The sequence below is a fragment of the Pseudomonas sp. GV105 genome, assembly GCF_003058185.1.
Lineage (GTDB): Bacteria > Pseudomonadota > Gammaproteobacteria > Pseudomonadales > Pseudomonadaceae > Aquipseudomonas > Aquipseudomonas veronii.
This window is the reverse complement of the sequence record NZ_QBUF01000011.1, coordinates 22,592-37,720: the sequence shown is the minus strand read 5'-3', so window position 1 is coordinate 37,720 and position 15,129 is coordinate 22,592. Positions and strand designations below refer to the sequence as shown.

22 protein-coding genes are annotated in these 15,129 nt (G+C 59.8%); 19 read left to right on the top strand and 3 right to left on the bottom strand.

What is annotated here, in order from left to right:
* Positions 1 to 36 precede the first annotated feature (36 nt).
* The 16 genes from C8K66_RS21185 to recX all read left to right on the top strand — a co-directional run bounded on the left by C8K66_RS21185 (position 37) and on the right by recX (position 9,862).
* Positions 37 to 822: a hypothetical protein gene (locus C8K66_RS21185; RefSeq protein WP_046384529.1), complete on the top strand. Its 786-nt coding sequence runs from the start codon at positions 37 to 39 to the stop codon at positions 820 to 822.
* Complete coding sequence (locus C8K66_RS21180) at positions 823 to 1,125, top strand: hypothetical protein (protein ID WP_052735814.1); 303 nt, start codon at positions 823 to 825, stop codon at positions 1,123 to 1,125. It begins immediately after the preceding gene.
* A gap of 84 nt (positions 1,126 to 1,209) precedes the next feature.
* Positions 1,210 to 1,383 (top strand): hypothetical protein, encoded by a 174-nt coding sequence (locus tag C8K66_RS31025; RefSeq protein WP_165933336.1) that lies wholly within the window; start codon positions 1,210 to 1,212, stop codon positions 1,381 to 1,383.
* A gap of 2 nt (positions 1,384 to 1,385) precedes the next feature.
* Positions 1,386 to 2,552: a tail protein gene (locus C8K66_RS21175; protein WP_017844650.1), complete on the top strand. Its 1,167-nt coding sequence runs from the start codon at positions 1,386 to 1,388 to the stop codon at positions 2,550 to 2,552.
* Positions 2,552 to 3,058, top strand: coding sequence for a phage major tail tube protein (locus tag C8K66_RS21170; protein ID WP_017844651.1), 507 nt, complete (start codon positions 2,552 to 2,554; stop codon positions 3,056 to 3,058). The genes C8K66_RS21175 and C8K66_RS21170 overlap by 1 nt, the downstream gene beginning before the upstream one ends.
* Positions 3,059 to 3,109: 51 nt before the next feature.
* Positions 3,110 to 3,682: a phage tail assembly protein gene (locus C8K66_RS21165; protein WP_046384528.1), complete on the top strand. Its 573-nt coding sequence runs from the start codon at positions 3,110 to 3,112 to the stop codon at positions 3,680 to 3,682.
* On the top strand, positions 3,679 to 3,804 hold the full coding sequence (locus tag C8K66_RS31375) for a hypothetical protein (protein ID WP_017844653.1): 126 nt from the start codon (positions 3,679 to 3,681) through the stop codon (positions 3,802 to 3,804). The genes C8K66_RS21165 and C8K66_RS31375 overlap by 4 nt, the downstream gene beginning before the upstream one ends.
* A gap of 6 nt (positions 3,805 to 3,810) precedes the next feature.
* Positions 3,811 to 4,983: a hypothetical protein gene (locus tag C8K66_RS21160; protein WP_108525854.1), complete on the top strand. Its 1,173-nt coding sequence runs from the start codon at positions 3,811 to 3,813 to the stop codon at positions 4,981 to 4,983.
* Complete coding sequence (locus C8K66_RS21155) at positions 4,983 to 5,366, top strand: phage tail protein (protein ID WP_108525852.1); 384 nt, start codon at positions 4,983 to 4,985, stop codon at positions 5,364 to 5,366. Before C8K66_RS21160 ends, C8K66_RS21155 begins: the two co-directional genes overlap by 1 nt.
* Complete coding sequence (locus tag C8K66_RS21150) at positions 5,359 to 5,571, top strand: tail protein X (protein ID WP_057005807.1); 213 nt, start codon at positions 5,359 to 5,361, stop codon at positions 5,569 to 5,571. The genes C8K66_RS21155 and C8K66_RS21150 overlap by 8 nt, the downstream gene beginning before the upstream one ends.
* A gap of 12 nt (positions 5,572 to 5,583) precedes the next feature.
* Positions 5,584 to 6,594, top strand: coding sequence for a contractile injection system protein, VgrG/Pvc8 family (locus C8K66_RS21145; protein WP_057005806.1), 1,011 nt, complete (start codon positions 5,584 to 5,586; stop codon positions 6,592 to 6,594).
* A gap of 22 nt (positions 6,595 to 6,616) precedes the next feature.
* A complete protein-coding gene (locus C8K66_RS21140; protein WP_108525850.1) occupies positions 6,617 to 7,174 on the top strand; it encodes a glycoside hydrolase family 19 protein in 558 nt (185 codons plus the stop codon).
* Positions 7,162 to 7,662: a lysis system i-spanin subunit Rz gene (locus tag C8K66_RS21135; RefSeq protein WP_079442966.1), complete on the top strand. Its 501-nt coding sequence runs from the start codon at positions 7,162 to 7,164 to the stop codon at positions 7,660 to 7,662. Before C8K66_RS21140 ends, C8K66_RS21135 begins: the two co-directional genes overlap by 13 nt.
* Before the next feature lie 81 nt (positions 7,663 to 7,743).
* Positions 7,744 to 8,244, top strand: coding sequence for a CinA family protein (locus C8K66_RS21130; protein ID WP_017844660.1), 501 nt, complete (start codon positions 7,744 to 7,746; stop codon positions 8,242 to 8,244).
* 83 nt (positions 8,245 to 8,327) lie between these two features.
* On the top strand, positions 8,328 to 9,386 hold the full coding sequence (gene recA, locus C8K66_RS21125) for a recombinase RecA (protein ID WP_017844661.1): 1,059 nt from the start codon (positions 8,328 to 8,330) through the stop codon (positions 9,384 to 9,386).
* A gap of 8 nt (positions 9,387 to 9,394) precedes the next feature.
* Positions 9,395 to 9,862 carry a recombination regulator RecX gene (recX, locus tag C8K66_RS21120; RefSeq protein WP_017844662.1) on the top strand — a complete coding sequence of 156 codons (468 nt, stop codon included), beginning with the start codon at positions 9,395 to 9,397 and terminating at the stop codon, positions 9,860 to 9,862.
* A gap of 60 nt (positions 9,863 to 9,922) precedes the next feature.
* Here recX and C8K66_RS21115 read toward each other — a convergent pair whose 3' ends face one another.
* Entirely contained in the window at positions 9,923 to 11,035 is a 1,113-nt protein-coding gene (locus tag C8K66_RS21115; RefSeq protein WP_046384508.1) for a TIGR00730 family Rossman fold protein, read from the bottom strand.
* Between the two features lie 380 nt (positions 11,036 to 11,415).
* Positions 11,416 to 11,856 carry a PA3611 family quorum-sensing-regulated virulence factor gene (locus C8K66_RS21110; RefSeq protein WP_046384507.1) on the bottom strand — a complete coding sequence of 147 codons (441 nt, stop codon included), beginning with the start codon at positions 11,854 to 11,856 and terminating at the stop codon, positions 11,416 to 11,418.
* 198 nt (positions 11,857 to 12,054) lie between these two features.
* Here C8K66_RS21110 and C8K66_RS21105 point away from each other — a divergent pair, with 198 nt between their 5' ends.
* The 3 genes from C8K66_RS21105 to C8K66_RS21095 all read left to right on the top strand — a co-directional run bounded on the left by C8K66_RS21105 (position 12,055) and on the right by C8K66_RS21095 (position 14,115).
* Positions 12,055 to 12,774, top strand: coding sequence for a tRNA-uridine aminocarboxypropyltransferase (locus tag C8K66_RS21105; RefSeq protein WP_026139758.1), 720 nt, complete (start codon positions 12,055 to 12,057; stop codon positions 12,772 to 12,774).
* A 252-nt stretch (positions 12,775 to 13,026) separates the two neighbouring features.
* Positions 13,027 to 13,677 carry a response regulator transcription factor ErdR gene (erdR, locus tag C8K66_RS21100; RefSeq protein ID WP_017844666.1) on the top strand — a complete coding sequence of 217 codons (651 nt, stop codon included), beginning with the start codon at positions 13,027 to 13,029 and terminating at the stop codon, positions 13,675 to 13,677.
* Between the two features lie 75 nt (positions 13,678 to 13,752).
* The gene (locus tag C8K66_RS21095) at positions 13,753 to 14,115 is read left to right on the top strand and encodes a diacylglycerol kinase (protein ID WP_017137081.1); all 363 of its coding nucleotides are present in this window, start codon (positions 13,753 to 13,755) and stop codon (positions 14,113 to 14,115) included.
* Positions 14,116 to 14,118: 3 nt separating this feature from the next.
* On the opposite strand, the gene C8K66_RS21090 is transcribed toward C8K66_RS21095, so the two are convergent.
* The gene (locus C8K66_RS21090; protein WP_046384505.1) at positions 14,119 to 15,045 is read right to left on the bottom strand and encodes a LysR family transcriptional regulator; all 927 of its coding nucleotides are present in this window, start codon (positions 15,043 to 15,045) and stop codon (positions 14,119 to 14,121) included.
* Between the last annotated feature and the right edge of the window lie 84 nt (positions 15,046 to 15,129).

Below are 15,129 nucleotides of genomic sequence, written 5' to 3'. Positions count from 1 at the left end.
AAAGTGCTGAAAAGAAAACATGACAGGGAGTTAATGATGGGGATTGAAACGACTATCACGAAAGTTGTGGATGCATGTAACAAACTCACGGAGACGGTTACCAATCAAATTGGGAAGATTGATGCTCGAGTAGATGCTGCATCGAATCAGTTCACGGCTTGGCGTAATAGTGTGCAGGCGAAGGATATCAACGGGCGTTCGTTGTACAGTCAAGAAATTGATCTTACTGGGCTACCTACCGATACCTTCTATCCAGTCTGGTGGACGATGCCAGGAAATGACAGCGGTGAGACGGAGATCACAATTTCTCGTATCTATAGCCGTGATGCGGGCTCTGCCCCTTTTGGGCAAGGAGTGGTTCATATCGCGGGTCTTAATCTGCAAATGGAGGGATGTGGTCACATTTGGAATGGAGATGGCAACTTTCTGACAGTGAAGCGAATTTCACAAACGTACCGCGAGACGGTTCGTGGTGTGAGTTTCGGAATGATCTGTATCGCTCGACATGTATCAGGGGTCCGGCCGCTGTATCTGGGGCTCAAGGATGGGCAGATTATTCAATCGTCCATTCACTCTGGGCTGTATCTGCGAGGTGGGTTGAGCTACACAGTTAATAAATCGTTTGCCGGAGCAGTTGGCTTCAGTCGTTCAGATAGCGAAGTTCCCATGGGCGAAAGCACCCAAGGTGACTGGGAGATCCGCTGGTGTGTTCGACCGTATCGTCTGGCTGATGCCGATGCGGTATTAGGTGCGACATTGCCTGAAAAACGGATGGCTTACGCATATGACAACGACAAAATCTACGCTATGAAGGGAGCATAAATGACGATTTCCATTAAGTCCGTAGTTACCCCCAGCGGCGAGCAATTGATCAACGTCCCAGCAGATCCTGAGATTCTCAAAAACCTCGGTTTTTCCGCAGAGCAAGCAGCTGAGCTTTGTGCTGACGCTGCTAAAACCATTCAACTGGAAAACTCCATAGTTGCGCGCCGCACGCTCTATGTGACTGAAGCTGACCCACTATTCCTAGAGTGGCAGTACGACGAAACCCCTGAAAAAGAAAAGGCTTGGCGAGATAAAGTCGCTGAAATCAAAGCGCTTTACCCCTTGCCTGATCGCATCTGACCCACCGCGAAAGCGGTTTTTTTTCGTCTCCCCAAAGCCCCTCCCGCAGGGGCTTTGGTGTTTTCCACCCGGAGAATTCAACACATGCCCACTCGCCAAACCTACACCGTCCTCATCCCATTCCCCATCGGCGCCGGCCATTGGTCCACCGCCGGCCAGGAACTGGAACTGCTGGACGTCGAAGCATCCGCCCTGTGCACCGCTGGCCGCTTGGAACTGACCAGCGTCCTCAATACCACCCCCAAGAAGGCTGAATAATCATGGCTGAGGTTTTGAACTTCGAGCACAACGGCATCACTGTGAACGCAACTGAGTCCCCCGAGGCCATGGGTGGCCTGGGGGATAACGTGATCGGCCTGGTCGGCACCGCGCCGAATGCCCACGCGTCGATCCCGAAAAATGCCCCGTTCCGCATCAACAGCTTCACCACCCAGGCGCTGCTGGACCCTACCGGCAGTGAGGCGGGCACGCTGTTTCAGGCGGTGTACCAGATCCTCAAAGTGGTCAAGGTACCGGTCTACGTGGTGATCGTGGAGGAGGGTGCCACCCCGGCTGACACGATCAACCATGTGATCGGCGGTAACGAACCGGTCACCGGGCGCAAACTTGGCCTGGCGGCCCTGAGCAGTGTGCCGGAAGACCTGACCATCATCGGCGCCCCAGGCTTCACCGGCACCAAGGCCGTGGCGAGCGAGTTCGCCGCCTTCGGCAAGCGCATCAAGGCCCGTGTGGTGCTGGATGGCAAGGACGCCTCTGTTGCCGATCAGGTGACCTACAGCGGCGAACTGGGCGGTGCCGATCTCGGTTTCGACCGCTGCCTGCTGGTACACAACATGCCGTCGGTGTACTCCAAGGCCGCGAAGAAGAATGTGTTTCTTTCGCCGTCGTCCCTGGCCATCGCTGCACTGGCCAAGGTCAAGCAGTGGGAAAGCCCGGGTAATCAGGTGACCTTCGCCGAGGACGTTTCCCGCGTGGTCGAGTACAACATTCTCGACACGTCCACCGAAGGCGACCTGCTCAACCGCTACGGCGTGAGCTACTACGCCCGCACCATCCTCGGCGGTTTTTCGCTGCTGGGTAACCGCTCCATCACCGGCAAGTTCATCAGCTACGTCGGCCTGGAAGACGCCATCAGCCGCAAGCTGGTCAAGGCCGGCCAGAAGGCCATGGCCAAGAACCTCACCAAGTCCTTCATGGACCAGGAGGTCAAGCGCATCAACGATTGGCTGCAAACCCTGGTCGCCGACGAAACCATCCCCGGCGGCAGTGTGTACCTGCACCCGGAGTTGAACAGTGTCGAGAAGTACAAGAACGGCACCTGGTTCATCGTTATCGACTACGGCCGTTATGCGCCCAATGAACACATGATTTATCAACTCAACGCCCGCGATGAAATCATCGAGCAGTTCCTGGAGGACGTTCTCTAATGTTTACCAACCGAGTCAGACAGGCCATTGCGGCCACCCTCCAAGGCCTGCCGCTGTCCGCGACCGTGGAAGAGTTCACCCCGCCGAAGATCGAGTTCGACATGGAGTCCATGTCCGGCGGGCGCTTCATTGCCGAGGAAATGGCCAAGAGCGGCAAAGTGCTCAACGCCAAGCTGATCCTGCAAGGCGCCGGCCCGGAAATCATGCTGGCCCTGGGCGTGCGGATGGGGGACGACATTCTGCTGAACGTGCGTGAAGCCGGCCAGGATCAGGACGGCAAGACCTACTTCACCTACCACACCGTGGGCGGCAAGCTCAAATCCCTGGAGGAGGCAAAGCTGAAGATGGGCGAGAAGGCCACCACCACGCTGGAGCTGTCCTGCCGCACCTATAACCGCCTGGAAAACGGCATTTCGGTGATCGACATCGACGTGCGTACCCAGAAGTTCGTCCTCAACGGCGTCGATATTCTGGGCGACGCCCGCCGCGCGGTGTTGATGCCGTAACCCCTCGGGGGCGGGTTCGCTCGCCCCCATACTTGACCAAGGAATTGCCCCATGGCCTGGATGCCACCGCTGCACCTCCTGCTGGCCCCGATCACCGCCGACACCGGCGCGACGATCGAGCAGGTGCAACTCAAACCGCTGTACTACGCCGCGCAAAAAGACGCGCTGGCCCGGGCCGGTGATGACGAGGACGACCAGTTCTTCGAACTGGCGAAACTCGCCACCGGCCTGTCGGAAAAAGAGCTCGACCAACTCAAGCGCCCGGACTACGTAAGCATCGCCCAATACGTACATGAGATGTCGACGCGCCCGGCGTCATTCTTCCTGCAAGCGCCCGAAGCTGCGACCCACGACCAGCCCGTCCACCTGCTGTTGCCCCTCGACGCGGCTGGCCGCACCTGGACCGAGCTGCCCCTGGAAATGCCCGCCCTGCGCGCGACCAAAGTGATGAAAAAACTCGCCACCAACAAAGAGCGCGCCGAGTTCATCACCGCCCACTGCACCGGCCTGATGATCCCCGACCTGGCCGGCCTGACCGTGCCTGACTGGACGGAATTGCAGGAGCGCATCGATGATTTTTTAAACAAACCGGCGGACTTCTTTCGGAGCGCGACATCGAAGTGATCCTCGACGTGGTGCCGCTGATTTACTCGGTCAATGAAGCGGAAATCCTCGACTGGGACGCCGGAAAAGCACTGCGCCGCTACGACATCGCGATCACTCGCCTTGGCGTCAAACAGGAGTAGAGCGGGATGCAAGAGACTCAATACGAGATCAGGCTCGCCGAAGAAGACAAGCGCTGGATGACCTTTGCGGCCCTGTCCAACGAGGCGACACTCAACAGTGTGCTGACCCCCCTTCCTGATAGTTTTGTCGGGCCTTCCAGCCTGGATGCCGAACCGCAGCCATCGTCGGAACTCGGCCTGGCGCTGGTCACGGTGAGCCTGGATATCAACGCCTTGACCCTTGAGCAAGTGCGGTTGCGCGAGACGTTGGAAACGCTCAACAGCACATTATTCATTACCAGTGATTCACTGGCGCTCAGGACGGTCGATAGCGCCTCGCAGGCGCAGAACAGTCAACCCAAGGAGCCGCCGCCGGCCGCCGACTCCTGGGTCGACAAAAGCCTGCAGTTCGGGGCCGATGCGGCGAAGACCATTGCCAAGGATGTGGGCTCGAGTTTGTGGGATACGGCCAAGAGCAGGGTCTCGGGCAAGGCCATCGATGCACTGGCGCAAAAGTTTCCCAAAGCCGGCAAGTGGCTTAAAGACGACAAAGACAAGGACAAGGACAAGGACAAGGACTGCTGCTGCAGCGGCGAGTCTCTTCGTGGCGCCGTCACCCCGAGCATCATCTTGCCGCCTGGCTATGAGCGTTCTGGCGGGAAAAAGACTTCCGCGAAAAAAACCGCCAAGTCGACGCGGTGGCGGGAGTTGCCCGTCCCCCGTGGCCTCGGCCCGTTGAAGTATGCCGACACCGCCATCAATGTGATCCAGGGCATACGCGATGGCGACGCAAAAGCAGTCACCACCGGCCTGTCTACGGCCGGTGGTGCCTGGGCCGGCGCCTCTGCCGGCGCGGCCATCGGCACTCTGGTTTTGCCTGGCATCGGCACGGCTGTAGGCGGCGCAATCGGCGGCTTGCTCGGCAGCGAAGCGGGCGCTTGGCTTGGGGACAAACTGTTCAGCCCCGCTGACCGCCTGCCCGCACCCAATGCCGTCAGCAAGGAACTCAACAGCGCATGCACGGACAATGTGCAAGTCACCCTGGCCCCCAGCATCCAGATCACCGGCGTCAACCCCGCCGATGCCCAGCAGGTGGTCAATCAGGTGATCCAGGCTCTGCAATTCCAATGCCTGCCGATGCTCTCCGACACCCTCGGGGTTCGGCGCAATGCGGCACTGGCCGATCCAGGAGGTGATTGATGCGACAACAGATGGTGCTGGGCGATTTCATTTTTGGGCTCGCCCGTGGGTTTGCCTATTCCTCGCTGACCCGTAACAGCGACGGCGGCTGGGCTGACCTGACGATTATCGCGAGCAAACCGCAGTCGCGGCAGAACGGCCAGAAGCTGGAAAAACTCACCTTCAGCGGCACGGCGATGTACGGCGTGGGCATGCAACGCCTGGACGAGTTGCGCGCCCTGCAAAATCAACGCGTGCCGCTGCCTCTGGTGGATGGCATTGGCCGCAACTGGGGCCTGTGGCGGATCAATTCGGTGATGGAAACCCAAAGCAACGTGATCGATGACGGTACCGCCATGCTCATGACCTGGAGCCTTGAATTGGAGGAATTCATCAATGCGTAGAGTGCGAAGTATTGCCGGTGATTCGGTCAACCTGCTGCTCTACCGCGAGCTGGGGCGTTGCGATGATGCCGCGGAAGAAACCCTCTGGCGCTTGAACCCCACGCTTGCCGAATACGGCCCGTTGCTGCCGGCTGGCGTGTGGGTGATCGTGCCCGAAATGGCTTCGCGGCCGGCGGCGTTGCGCCTCGTTTCGGCGTGGGATTAAGAAGGAGGCTACATGGCTCAGGGATTTACGCCAATTGTGGAGTTCTATGGCGCCAACGCGGCGCTGCTCAATCAACGTCTGATGCACTGGAGCCATACCGACGCGGCGGGCCTTGAGTCCGACCGCCTTGAACTGACGCTCAACATCGAGGGCCTGGAGGGCCTGCCCAGCCTGAGTGGCAAGATCGGTTTGCGCGTCGGTTATCAAGAGTCCGGCTTGGTGGAAAAAGGCGAATTTGTCATTACCCAGCGCACGCCGGTGCTGTTTCCCATGCGCTTGCTGATCGTCGCCACCGCGGCGCCATTCAGCGCGAGCGATGCCAGTGGTTACCGCCAGCGTCGATCCGCCAGTTATGGACCGATCACCCTGGGCGCGCTGTTTCGCCAGATGGTCAGCCGCCACGGCTATTCGCCGCGGGTGGCACCGGCGCTGGAGGGCATTGCGATTGCCCACATCGACCAATCCAATGAAAGCGACATGGCGTTCATCACCCGCCTTGCCAAACGTTATGGCGCCGTCACCAAACCGATCAACGAACTGTACGTGCTCGCCGAGGCCGGGCAGGTCAAGTCACTCTCCGGCCAGCAACTGCCGGACGTGACACTGTCGGTCACCGAGGACAATCGCCCCGGCGATCAAGCATTCATCACCGCCAAGCTCGACGAAACCTCGCGCGCCAAATACCAGGGCAGCCGCGTCACCTGGTGGGATGCCGCCGCGGGCAAGCAGCGGGTGGTTCAGGTCGGGGTTGCGCCCTTCAAGACCTTGCGTCAGCGCTGCCAGAACGAAGCCGAGGCGCGGGCGGTGGCTGAGGGTGAATTGCGCCGCGTGGGCCGTGAAGACCTCAAGCTGCAGATCGATTGTCCGGGGAACCCGCTGTTATCGGCCGAAGGGCTGTTGCTGTTGGATGACACCTGGCCTTCCTACATGCAGGGGCGCTGGTCGATTACCAAGGTGACGCATGTCGGCGATCCGGTGACGGGCTATCGCAGTTCGGTCACGGCCGGCGGGTTGTCGGCGTAGTACCTTTTACGGAGTAGGCACCATGCTGATAACACTGCCCCAGCTTCTTTACATCATGCCGGGCGCCCGCCTCAGCGCGGGCATTTTTCTATCCCCGTTAAATGCGGCATTCGCTCGCTACGCGATCGACAATCCGAAACGCCTCGCCGCCTGCCTCGCCCAGATCGGCTACGAATCCGGCGAATTGCGCTACGTCCGCGAACTGGGCAGCGATCAATACCTGAGCAAATACGACACCGGCAGCCTGGCCGTTCGCCTGGGCAACACCCCCGAAGCCGACGGCGACGGTCAGAAGTACCGGGGCAGGGGGCTGATCCAGATTACCGGGCGTCGAAATTACCAGGCATGCAGCCAGGCGCTGTTTGGCGACGATCGTTTATTGCTGCAACCGGAATTGTTGGAGCAGCCCCAATGGGCCGCGGAGTCGGCTGCCTGGTTCTGGCAAAGCAACGGCCTGAACGAACTGGCGGACAACGACCAGTTCACCACCATCACCCGGCGTATCAACGGCGGGCTCAATGGTTTGGAAAACCGCCTGCAGTTGTGGGCACGGGCGAAGGCGGTGTTATGCGTTTCCTAGGGGCTTGGCGCCTGATCGGTGTGTGCCTGTTGGTGGCGCTGACTTGGCAGGTGCAGGCCTGGCGATTGGGTGCGCAGATGGAGCGGCAATCAACTGCCCATGCCCAGGCGCTCAGTCAGCAAAATCAGGCGGCCTTGCGTCAACAACAGGCCGAATACGACAAACGGCTGGCGCTTGAGCAACAACTCAGCGCCATCGACCAACAACATGCTCGGGAGTTGAGCGATGCACAACGTCATCAGGCCGCTCTGCGTGATCGCCTGGCCACTGCTGATGTGCGGTTGTCAGTCCTTCTCGACGCCAGCGACAGCGCCAGTGGTTGCGCAATGCCTGCCGCCACCGCCGCCGGCGGCGTGGTTCATGCAGCCACGCGAGCCCGACTTGACCCGGCGCATGCTCAGCGAATTATCGCCATCACCGACGACGCGGATAACGCCGTGATCGCCTTGCGCGCCTGTCAGGCGTATGTGCGGGCCATCGTGCGTTAGTGTCTTGATGCACGCTGCAACTTGCATGGCCGATGGGCTCATGTAGGGTAGGCCAATGCCCGCTCATTCCAGGAGACCTCCGTGAAAGAAATCACCCAACTGGCCGCTGAACTGGGTCGACGTCTACAGGTGCTCAATGCCCACGTCACCACCGCCGAGTCCTGTACCGGCGGCGGCATCGCCGAAGCCATCACGCGCATACCGGGGAGTTCGGCGTGGTTCGAGGCGGGATATGTCACCTATTCCAACCGGCAGAAAACTCGGCAGCTGGATGTGCCGGAGGCACTGTTCGGCAAAGTGGGGGCGGTCAGCCGCGAGGTGGTGGAGGCCATGGTCAGGGGCGCCCAGGAAAAAAGCCTGGCGCGCTTTGCCGTGGCGGTCAGCGGCGTGGCCGGGCCCGATGGCGGCTCGCCGGAAAAACCGGTGGGCACGGTATGGCTGGCGTTCGGCGTGGGTGACGAGGTCACGGCCGAGCGCCAGCACTTCCCCGGCAACCGCGATGAGGTCCGCCGACAAACGGTAAAGGCCGCGCTAGAGGGCTTGTTGCGACGAGCTGCAGCAGAAATAGAAAATCAGGGGTAGGCGATCTCCGATCTTTGTGGAACAATACTGTCTACTTATACAGGTGTTGGCCGTCAGGCCTTATTGATTACGTGAGGACTTTAATGGACGAGAACAAGAAGAAAGCCTTGGCTGCGGCCCTGGGTCAGATCGAACGTCAATTCGGCAAGGGTGCCGTAATGCGTATGGGCGATCACGACCGTCAGGCGATCCCGGCTATTTCCACTGGCTCTCTGGGTCTGGACATCGCGCTCGGCATTGGCGGCCTGCCAAAAGGCCGTATCGTTGAAATCTACGGTCCTGAATCTTCCGGTAAAACCACCCTGACGCTGTCGGTGATTGCCCAGGCGCAAAAGATGGGCGCGACCTGCGCGTTCGTCGACGCCGAGCACGCCCTGGACCCTGAATACGCCGGCAAGCTGGGCGTGAATGTTGACGACCTGCTGGTTTCCCAGCCGGACACCGGTGAGCAAGCCCTGGAAATCACCGACATGCTGGTGCGCTCCAACGCCATCGACGTGATCGTGGTCGACTCCGTGGCGGCCTTGGTGCCAAAAGCTGAAATCGAAGGCGAAATGGGCGACATGCACGTCGGCCTGCAGGCCCGTCTGATGTCCCAGGCGCTGCGTAAAATCACCGGTAACATCAAGAACGCCAACTGCCTGGTGATCTTCATCAACCAGATCCGGATGAAGATCGGCGTCATGTTCGGCAGCCCGGAAACCACCACCGGTGGTAACGCGCTGAAGTTCTACGCGTCGGTCCGTCTGGACATCCGCCGTACCGGCGCGGTGAAGGAAGGTGACGAGGTTGTCGGTAGCGAAACCCGCGTCAAAGTCGTTAAGAACAAAGTGGCCCCGCCATTCCGTCAGGCTGAGTTCCAGATTCTCTACGGCAAGGGTATCTACCTGAACGGCGAGATGATCGACCTGGGCGTGCTGCACGGTTTCGTCGAGAAATCCGGTGCCTGGTATGCCTACAACGGCAGCAAGATCGGTCAGGGCAAGGCCAACTCGGCTAAGTTCCTGGCGGACAACCCGGATGTCGCCGCCGCGCTTGAGAAGCAGATCCGCGACAAGCTGCTGACCCCCGCGCCGGACGTGAAAGCTGCAGCCAACCGTGCGCCGGTTGACGAAATGGAAGAAGTCGACACTGACGTCTGAAGCAAACGATGACCGTTGTGCTGGATACACTCGTCGCCGTTCGGCGCACTGCGATGGACCTGCTCGCGCGTCGCGAGCATGGTCGAGTCGAACTGACGCGTAAACTGCGTCAGCGCGGTGCGTCCGCTGAGATGATCGACACTGCCCTCGACCGGTTGACGGAAGAAGGGCTGCTGTCGGAAGCCCGTTACCTCGAAAGTTTTGTGTCCTACCGAGCGCGCTCCGGCTACGGCCCGGCGCGAATTCGTGAAGAGCTGAGCCAGCGCGGCCTGCAACGTGCCGACATCGACCTCGCCCTGCGCGAGTGCGGTATCAGCTGGCAGTCACAGCTGGAAGATACCTGGCGTCGCAAGTTTTCTGGGCATCTTCCGATTGATGCCAGGGAACGCGCGAAACAAGGGCGCTTCCTGAGTTATCGCGGGTTTTCGATGGAAATGATCAATCGGTTGTTCAGCGGTCGGGACATGGACGACTGAACAACGCAAAAAATAAAAGGCCCGCTATGAAAATAGCGGGCCTTTTTTTTTGCTCAAAAATCACGCCGGCTCCGGCGCCACCCGTTGTTGTGTCTTGCCCTGAGCCTGCGCCCAGTTCTCCGGCAAGTTGATGTAATCCACCAACTCCCGCAACCGGCCCTGATCACGCCCGTTGAAGTTGAACACCAGTCGCGTCAGATGACTGAACTGCGGCTCATCGTGCTCTTCTCCGGTGTAGGCGAGCTGCTGAAAGTCTCCACTCAGTCGCAGGCTGGCGAACTCTTTTTGCACCTGAGCCAGCGCCCGTTCACTGAGCGGATGATTCATGCGTATCACAAACTCACGCTTCAGCCAGCGAGTAGAGTGGAAGTTGGCATAGAACTGGTTGATCTCGTCCACCGCGGCTTCAGCGCTGTACACCAGGCGCATCAGCTTCAGGTCGGTAGGCAGCACATAGCGATTGGCTTCCAGCTGGCTGCGGATAAAGTCCAGGGCGCCTTGCCAGAAACCGCCACCTGGCGCATCGAGTAACACCACCGGCACCAGTGGGCTCTTGCCGGTCTGGATCAGCGTCAGTACTTCAAGCGCTTCATCCAGGGTGCCGAAACCGCCGGGGCACAACACCAGCGCATCGGCCTCCTTGACGAAGAACAGCTTGCGCGTAAAGAAGAAGTGGAACGACAGCAGGTTCTCGGTGCCGTCGATGGTCGGATTGGCATGCTGTTCGAACGGCAGGGTAATGTTGAAGCCCAGGCTGTGCTCCAGGCCGGCACCTTCGTGGGCGGCGGCCATGATCCCGCCGCCGCCGCCGGTGATCACCATCAGATCGGAGCGCGCCAGTGCCGCGCCCACTTCCCGGGCCAGGGCATAGAGCGGGCTTTCCACCGGCGTGCGCGCCGAGCCGAACACCGTCACTTTGCGCCGCCCCTTGAACTGTTCCAGCACGCGGAAGGCGTGGTCCAGTTCGCGGATGGCTTGCAAGGTGATTTTGGCGTTCCAGCGGCTGCGGTCGTCCTGTGCCATGCGTAGCGCGGTGAGGATCATGTCGCGATAAAGGGGGATATTCGGGCTGTTGGGTGCGATCAACTGGAGTTGAGCTTCGACCTGCTGCGTGAGGTCGACCCCGTTTGCTTCAAAATGCTGGAGCAGGCGGTCATTCGGTTCGTAAGGCATTCAACTTCTCCTTCTTCACAGAGCCTGGGCGGGCGGCGAAATGTTCGTCCGTGGCCACGACACTGCATGTGTCGCTGCATGCCCATGGCATTGCACAGTGTTCGCCAAGCGGCAAAGCGCGACTCTGTATGTTCCTTGTGATTTAAAAACCTTTGCACTGCACATGGCAGGAGGACAACTCTGTTTTGCCCTGAAAATGTTACAGAACAGCATGGGAACTGGGCTGAGCGGGTTGTGGGAATGAGACGATCATGGGCCGAAAAACCCTTGGCTGGCAACCGCTTATTGGTCTCACGTCACCGCGTGCAGCGTTCGGCGGCAAACACAAACGAGGGAATTGCGCGCCACTGGACAGCAGCGCGCGGCGGGGCATGCGCGAGTTACTTTTTCTTCTTCGCCGCAGTTGGTGCCGGGCAGTCTGCTTCGACGAATTTCACCGAAGCCACCGGGCGGTTGGTCTTGTTTTCGGTGATTTCGTAGCGCATCACCGCGCCCTTGGCCATCAGTTCGCGGTAGCCGTGGTTCAGGCACACGCTTTGTCCGAGCTGGAAATACACCGCCTTGGGGTTGGCACGCATCTGTTCGGCACGATCGGGCAGCACGCTGAGGTGATCGATCAACTGCATGCCTTCAACGGTGTAGGCGACTTCCAGGGTTTTTTCATCGATTTCCCGGGGCAGGTCTTTGTTGCTTTCAGCCGCGACGCTTTGCAGCTTCTTGTTCATTTGGGCCTCCAGCAGCGAGGCCGCCTGGGCGCCAACAGGCAAGACCAGCGCGAGGGCGACGGATGGGGCGACAAGACGCAGCATGGAACGCAGCATGAAACTCTCCTGATTCGGTTACTGGTGCATAGACCAGCCACTGGGCTGTGCGTTCAGTGGCGCGCAATTATAGGTGAGCCCTGGCCGGTACAGCCAGGCGTATTGCTGGGAAGTGCGTGTGGCTCTGGTAAACTGCGGCCACTTAAGCCTTCCTCGAGTTCCCCCAGTGTCGATTTTCCTTTCCGTGCGGCGCATCCGATGAGCCACGCCGTCTCTCGTCTGCGTACCCAGCGCCTGGCGCGCGCCATCAGGCCTTTCGTCAATCGGGGTTCGCGTGCCGAGCGCTGCCCCGGCTGCCGGGTGATCCCCGCGTATTGCTTGTGTGCCTGGCGGCCCAAGGTCCAGGCCCGGTCTGCGATGTGCCTGTTGATGCACGACGTCGAACCGATGAAGCCCAGCAACACCGGCTGGCTGATCGCCGATGTGATTGACGACACCAGCGCGTTCGCCTGGTCACGCACCGAGGTCGACCCCGGGCTGCTCACTTTGCTGGCTGATCCGCAGTGGCAGCCCTACATTGTGTTCCCCGGCGAATTCGTCGCGCCGGAACGGGTTGTCAGTGAGGTCAAGGTGGGGGAGGGCAAGCGCCCGCTGTTTATCCTGCTGGACGGCACGTGGAGCGAAGCGCGCAAGATGTTCCGCAAAAGTCCCTATTTGGAGCATTTGCCGGTCCTCAGCCTGGCCCCCGAGCAGCTGTCGCGCTACAAACTGCGTCGTTCCAAGCGGGATGATCATTTCTGCACCGCCGAAGTCGCCGCGCTGTGCCTGGAGCTGGCCGACGACGGCGCGGCCAGCGAAGTACTGGACGCTTACCTCGACGTGTTCAGCACCCATTATCTGGCCGCCAAGTTCCAGTTGCCGCTGGACTCGACGGATATCGTCCATACTCGTCTAGCGCCCTACATCCCGGCGGTATAACCAGACGACGTTTGCATGATGGCACCGTAAATCCGACAACCGCTAAACTGCCCGTTGGCGTAGTGCTTGACCACCCAGGCTACGCTGGGCATGCTGGGCGCCGATCAGGGCGCAACCGTGAATTTCCAACGTCGTTTCAGGTGCTTTTGACGTTGAGCATGCCCTGTGGTGATGGCTGCCTGGCCGTTACCTTGTGTATTGGCGAACCCTGAACCCATCAGGGCTGCCATAAAAAACAGGATCATTTAATCAATGGCCACATACGAAATCCTGATAGCTGATGACCACCCGCTGTTTCGCAGTGCGCTGCATCAGGCAGTAACGCTGGGCTTGGGCCCCGATGTCCGTCTGGTTGAAGTGGCCAGCATTGCCGAGCTGGAAACCCGCCTCACCGAAAAATCCGACTGGGACCTGGTGCTGCTCGACCTGAACATGCCTGGCGCCTATGGGTTTTCGGGGCTGGTGCTGTTGCGCGGGCAATACCCGCAGATTCCCGTGGTGATGGTCTCGGCTCAGGAAGAAGCCGATGTGGTGGTGCGCTCCAAGGAGTTTGGCGCCAGCGGTTTCATTCCCAAGTCGAGCTCCATGGAAGAGATCCAGAAAGCCGTGCGCGCGGTGCTGGAGGGCGATGTGTCCTGGCCGCCGCAAGCGTTTGAAGAGATCAACGTGTCCGACGAAGCCAAGGCTGCCCGCGATGGCCTGGCCAGCTTGACGCCCCAGCAGTTTCGGGTGCTCACCATGGTCTGCGAAGGCTTGTTGAACAAGCAGATCGCTTACGAGTTGAGCGTGTCGGAAGCGACCATCAAGGCCCACGTCACCGCGATCTTTCGCAAGCTGGGGGTGCGAACGCGAACCCAGGCGGCGTTGCTCTTGCAACAACTTGAGTCAATTTCGCAGCATTAAGCTATTGTCGATTCACGCTTTTTTGACTTTGCGTGATCTAGTTTTCCCACTTCTTTGGTTCAGTTGCCTACATTTATGTCGCCTTTCAAGGGTCAAACCGGTATCAAACGTATCTTTAACGCAGGGGGCTATTCCCTGGATGGCCTGCGCGCAGCCTTCACCGGTGAGGCGGCCTTCCGTCAGTTGGTGTTGCTGAACGTCATCCTGATCCCGCTGAGTTTTTTCCTGCATGTCAGCCGCGTCGAACGGGCGCTGTTGATCGCGGTGTGCCTGCTTGCGTTGATCGTCGAGTTGCTCAACTCGGCCGTGGAAGCGGCCATCGACCGCATTTCCCTGGACCGTCACCCACTGTCGAAAAACGCCAAGGACATGGGCAGCGCCGCGCAATTCGTGGCACTGACCATGATCACCCTGGTGTGGGCCGTGATCCTGATCTAAGCCTCAGGCAATGTTCGGCAGCACGATTTCGTCGCTGCGCTGAACCCCGGCGGTGAAGGCGCGGCACAGCTCGAGAAACTCGCGCATCGCCGAGGTCTGGTACTTTTGCTTGTGCCAGATGAAGTAGAACTGCCGGGCCAGGTCCAGGTCCGGGGTTTCTACCGGTACCAGGCTGCCGCGGCGGAAAGCATCGCGCAGCGCCAGCCGGGAAATGCAGCCAATCCCCAGCCCCGACTCCACCGCACGCTTGATCGCCTCGGTGTGTTCCAGCTCGAGGCGAATGTTCAGCGCGCTGCGATGATGGCGCATGGCCTGATCAAAGGTCAGGCGCGTGCCCGAGCCCTGTTCGCGCAGGATCCACGCTTCGTGGGTCAATTCTTCCATGCTGGCGACACCGCGCTGGGCCAGGTGATGCTGAGGCGCGCAAAATACCACCAGCTCATCTTCCACCCAGGTCTGCACTTCGATATCCGGGTGGCTGCAGTCGCCTTCGATTAGACCCAAGTCAATTTCATAATGCGCAACCTGGTGCACGATATGTGCAGTGTTCTGCACGTGCAGCTTCACCTGGCTCTCGGGGTGCTGCTGCATGAAGCTGCCGATCAGCAGCGTGGCCAGGTAATTGCCGATGGTCAGCGTGGCGCCGACGGCCAGTGAACCGAAGCCAGACTTGCCGTTGAGCAGGTCTTCGATCTCCTTGGCCTGGTCCAGCAGGGCTACCGCCTGGGGCAACAACTGACGGCCGAGGGCGTTGAGGCTCAGGCGTTTACCCGCCCGGTCGAATAACTGGCAGCTGGATTGACGCTCCAGCTCGGTGATTGAGGTGCTGGCGGCGGATTGAGATAAGGCCAGAAGGCCAGCAGCGCGTGAGACGCTTTCCTGCTGGGCGACGGCGACGAAGACTTGCAGCTGACGGAGAGTAAATCGCATATCGATATAACCGATAACCCTTATCTTAATAATCCAGTTAACAGATATTGTCGCCGCCATTAGAATGCTGTGCAATTGCGCACT

What these genes read in the sequence shown, in the direction of transcription:
- C8K66_RS21180 (WP_052735814.1), top strand. Translation starts at nt 823, where the DNA reads ATGACGATTTCCATTAAGTCCGTAGTTACCCCCAGCGGCGAGCAATTG.
- C8K66_RS21175 (WP_017844650.1), top strand. Translation starts at nt 1,386, where the DNA reads ATGGCTGAGGTTTTGAACTTCGAGCACAACGGCATCACTGTGAACGCA.
- C8K66_RS21140 (WP_108525850.1), top strand. Translation starts at nt 6,617, where the DNA reads ATGCTGATAACACTGCCCCAGCTTCTTTACATCATGCCGGGCGCCCGC.
- C8K66_RS21160 (WP_108525854.1), top strand. Translation starts at nt 3,811, where the DNA reads ATGCAAGAGACTCAATACGAGATCAGGCTCGCCGAAGAAGACAAGCGC.
- recX (WP_017844662.1), top strand. Translation starts at nt 9,395, where the DNA reads ATGACCGTTGTGCTGGATACACTCGTCGCCGTTCGGCGCACTGCGATG.
- C8K66_RS21110 (WP_046384507.1), bottom strand. Translation starts at nt 11,856, where the DNA reads ATGCTGCGTTCCATGCTGCGTCTTGTCGCCCCATCCGTCGCCCTCGCG.
- C8K66_RS21145 (WP_057005806.1), top strand. Translation starts at nt 5,584, where the DNA reads ATGGCTCAGGGATTTACGCCAATTGTGGAGTTCTATGGCGCCAACGCG.
- C8K66_RS21105 (WP_026139758.1), top strand. Translation starts at nt 12,055, where the DNA reads ATGAGCCACGCCGTCTCTCGTCTGCGTACCCAGCGCCTGGCGCGCGCC.
- C8K66_RS21150 (WP_057005807.1), top strand. Translation starts at nt 5,359, where the DNA reads ATGCGTAGAGTGCGAAGTATTGCCGGTGATTCGGTCAACCTGCTGCTC.
- C8K66_RS21165 (WP_046384528.1), top strand. Translation starts at nt 3,110, where the DNA reads ATGGCCTGGATGCCACCGCTGCACCTCCTGCTGGCCCCGATCACCGCC.
- C8K66_RS21095 (WP_017137081.1), top strand. Translation starts at nt 13,753, where the DNA reads ATGTCGCCTTTCAAGGGTCAAACCGGTATCAAACGTATCTTTAACGCA.
- C8K66_RS21135 (WP_079442966.1), top strand. Translation starts at nt 7,162, where the DNA reads ATGCGTTTCCTAGGGGCTTGGCGCCTGATCGGTGTGTGCCTGTTGGTG.
- C8K66_RS21155 (WP_108525852.1), top strand. Translation starts at nt 4,983, where the DNA reads ATGCGACAACAGATGGTGCTGGGCGATTTCATTTTTGGGCTCGCCCGT.
- C8K66_RS31025 (WP_165933336.1), top strand. Translation starts at nt 1,210, where the DNA reads ATGCCCACTCGCCAAACCTACACCGTCCTCATCCCATTCCCCATCGGC.
- C8K66_RS21090 (WP_046384505.1), bottom strand. Translation starts at nt 15,045, where the DNA reads ATGCGATTTACTCTCCGTCAGCTGCAAGTCTTCGTCGCCGTCGCCCAG.
- C8K66_RS21185 (WP_046384529.1), top strand. Translation starts at nt 37, where the DNA reads ATGGGGATTGAAACGACTATCACGAAAGTTGTGGATGCATGTAACAAA.
- C8K66_RS21170 (WP_017844651.1), top strand. Translation starts at nt 2,552, where the DNA reads ATGTTTACCAACCGAGTCAGACAGGCCATTGCGGCCACCCTCCAAGGC.
- erdR (WP_017844666.1), top strand. Translation starts at nt 13,027, where the DNA reads ATGGCCACATACGAAATCCTGATAGCTGATGACCACCCGCTGTTTCGC.
- recA (WP_017844661.1), top strand. Translation starts at nt 8,328, where the DNA reads ATGGACGAGAACAAGAAGAAAGCCTTGGCTGCGGCCCTGGGTCAGATC.
- C8K66_RS21115 (WP_046384508.1), bottom strand. Translation starts at nt 11,035, where the DNA reads ATGCCTTACGAACCGAATGACCGCCTGCTCCAGCATTTTGAAGCAAAC.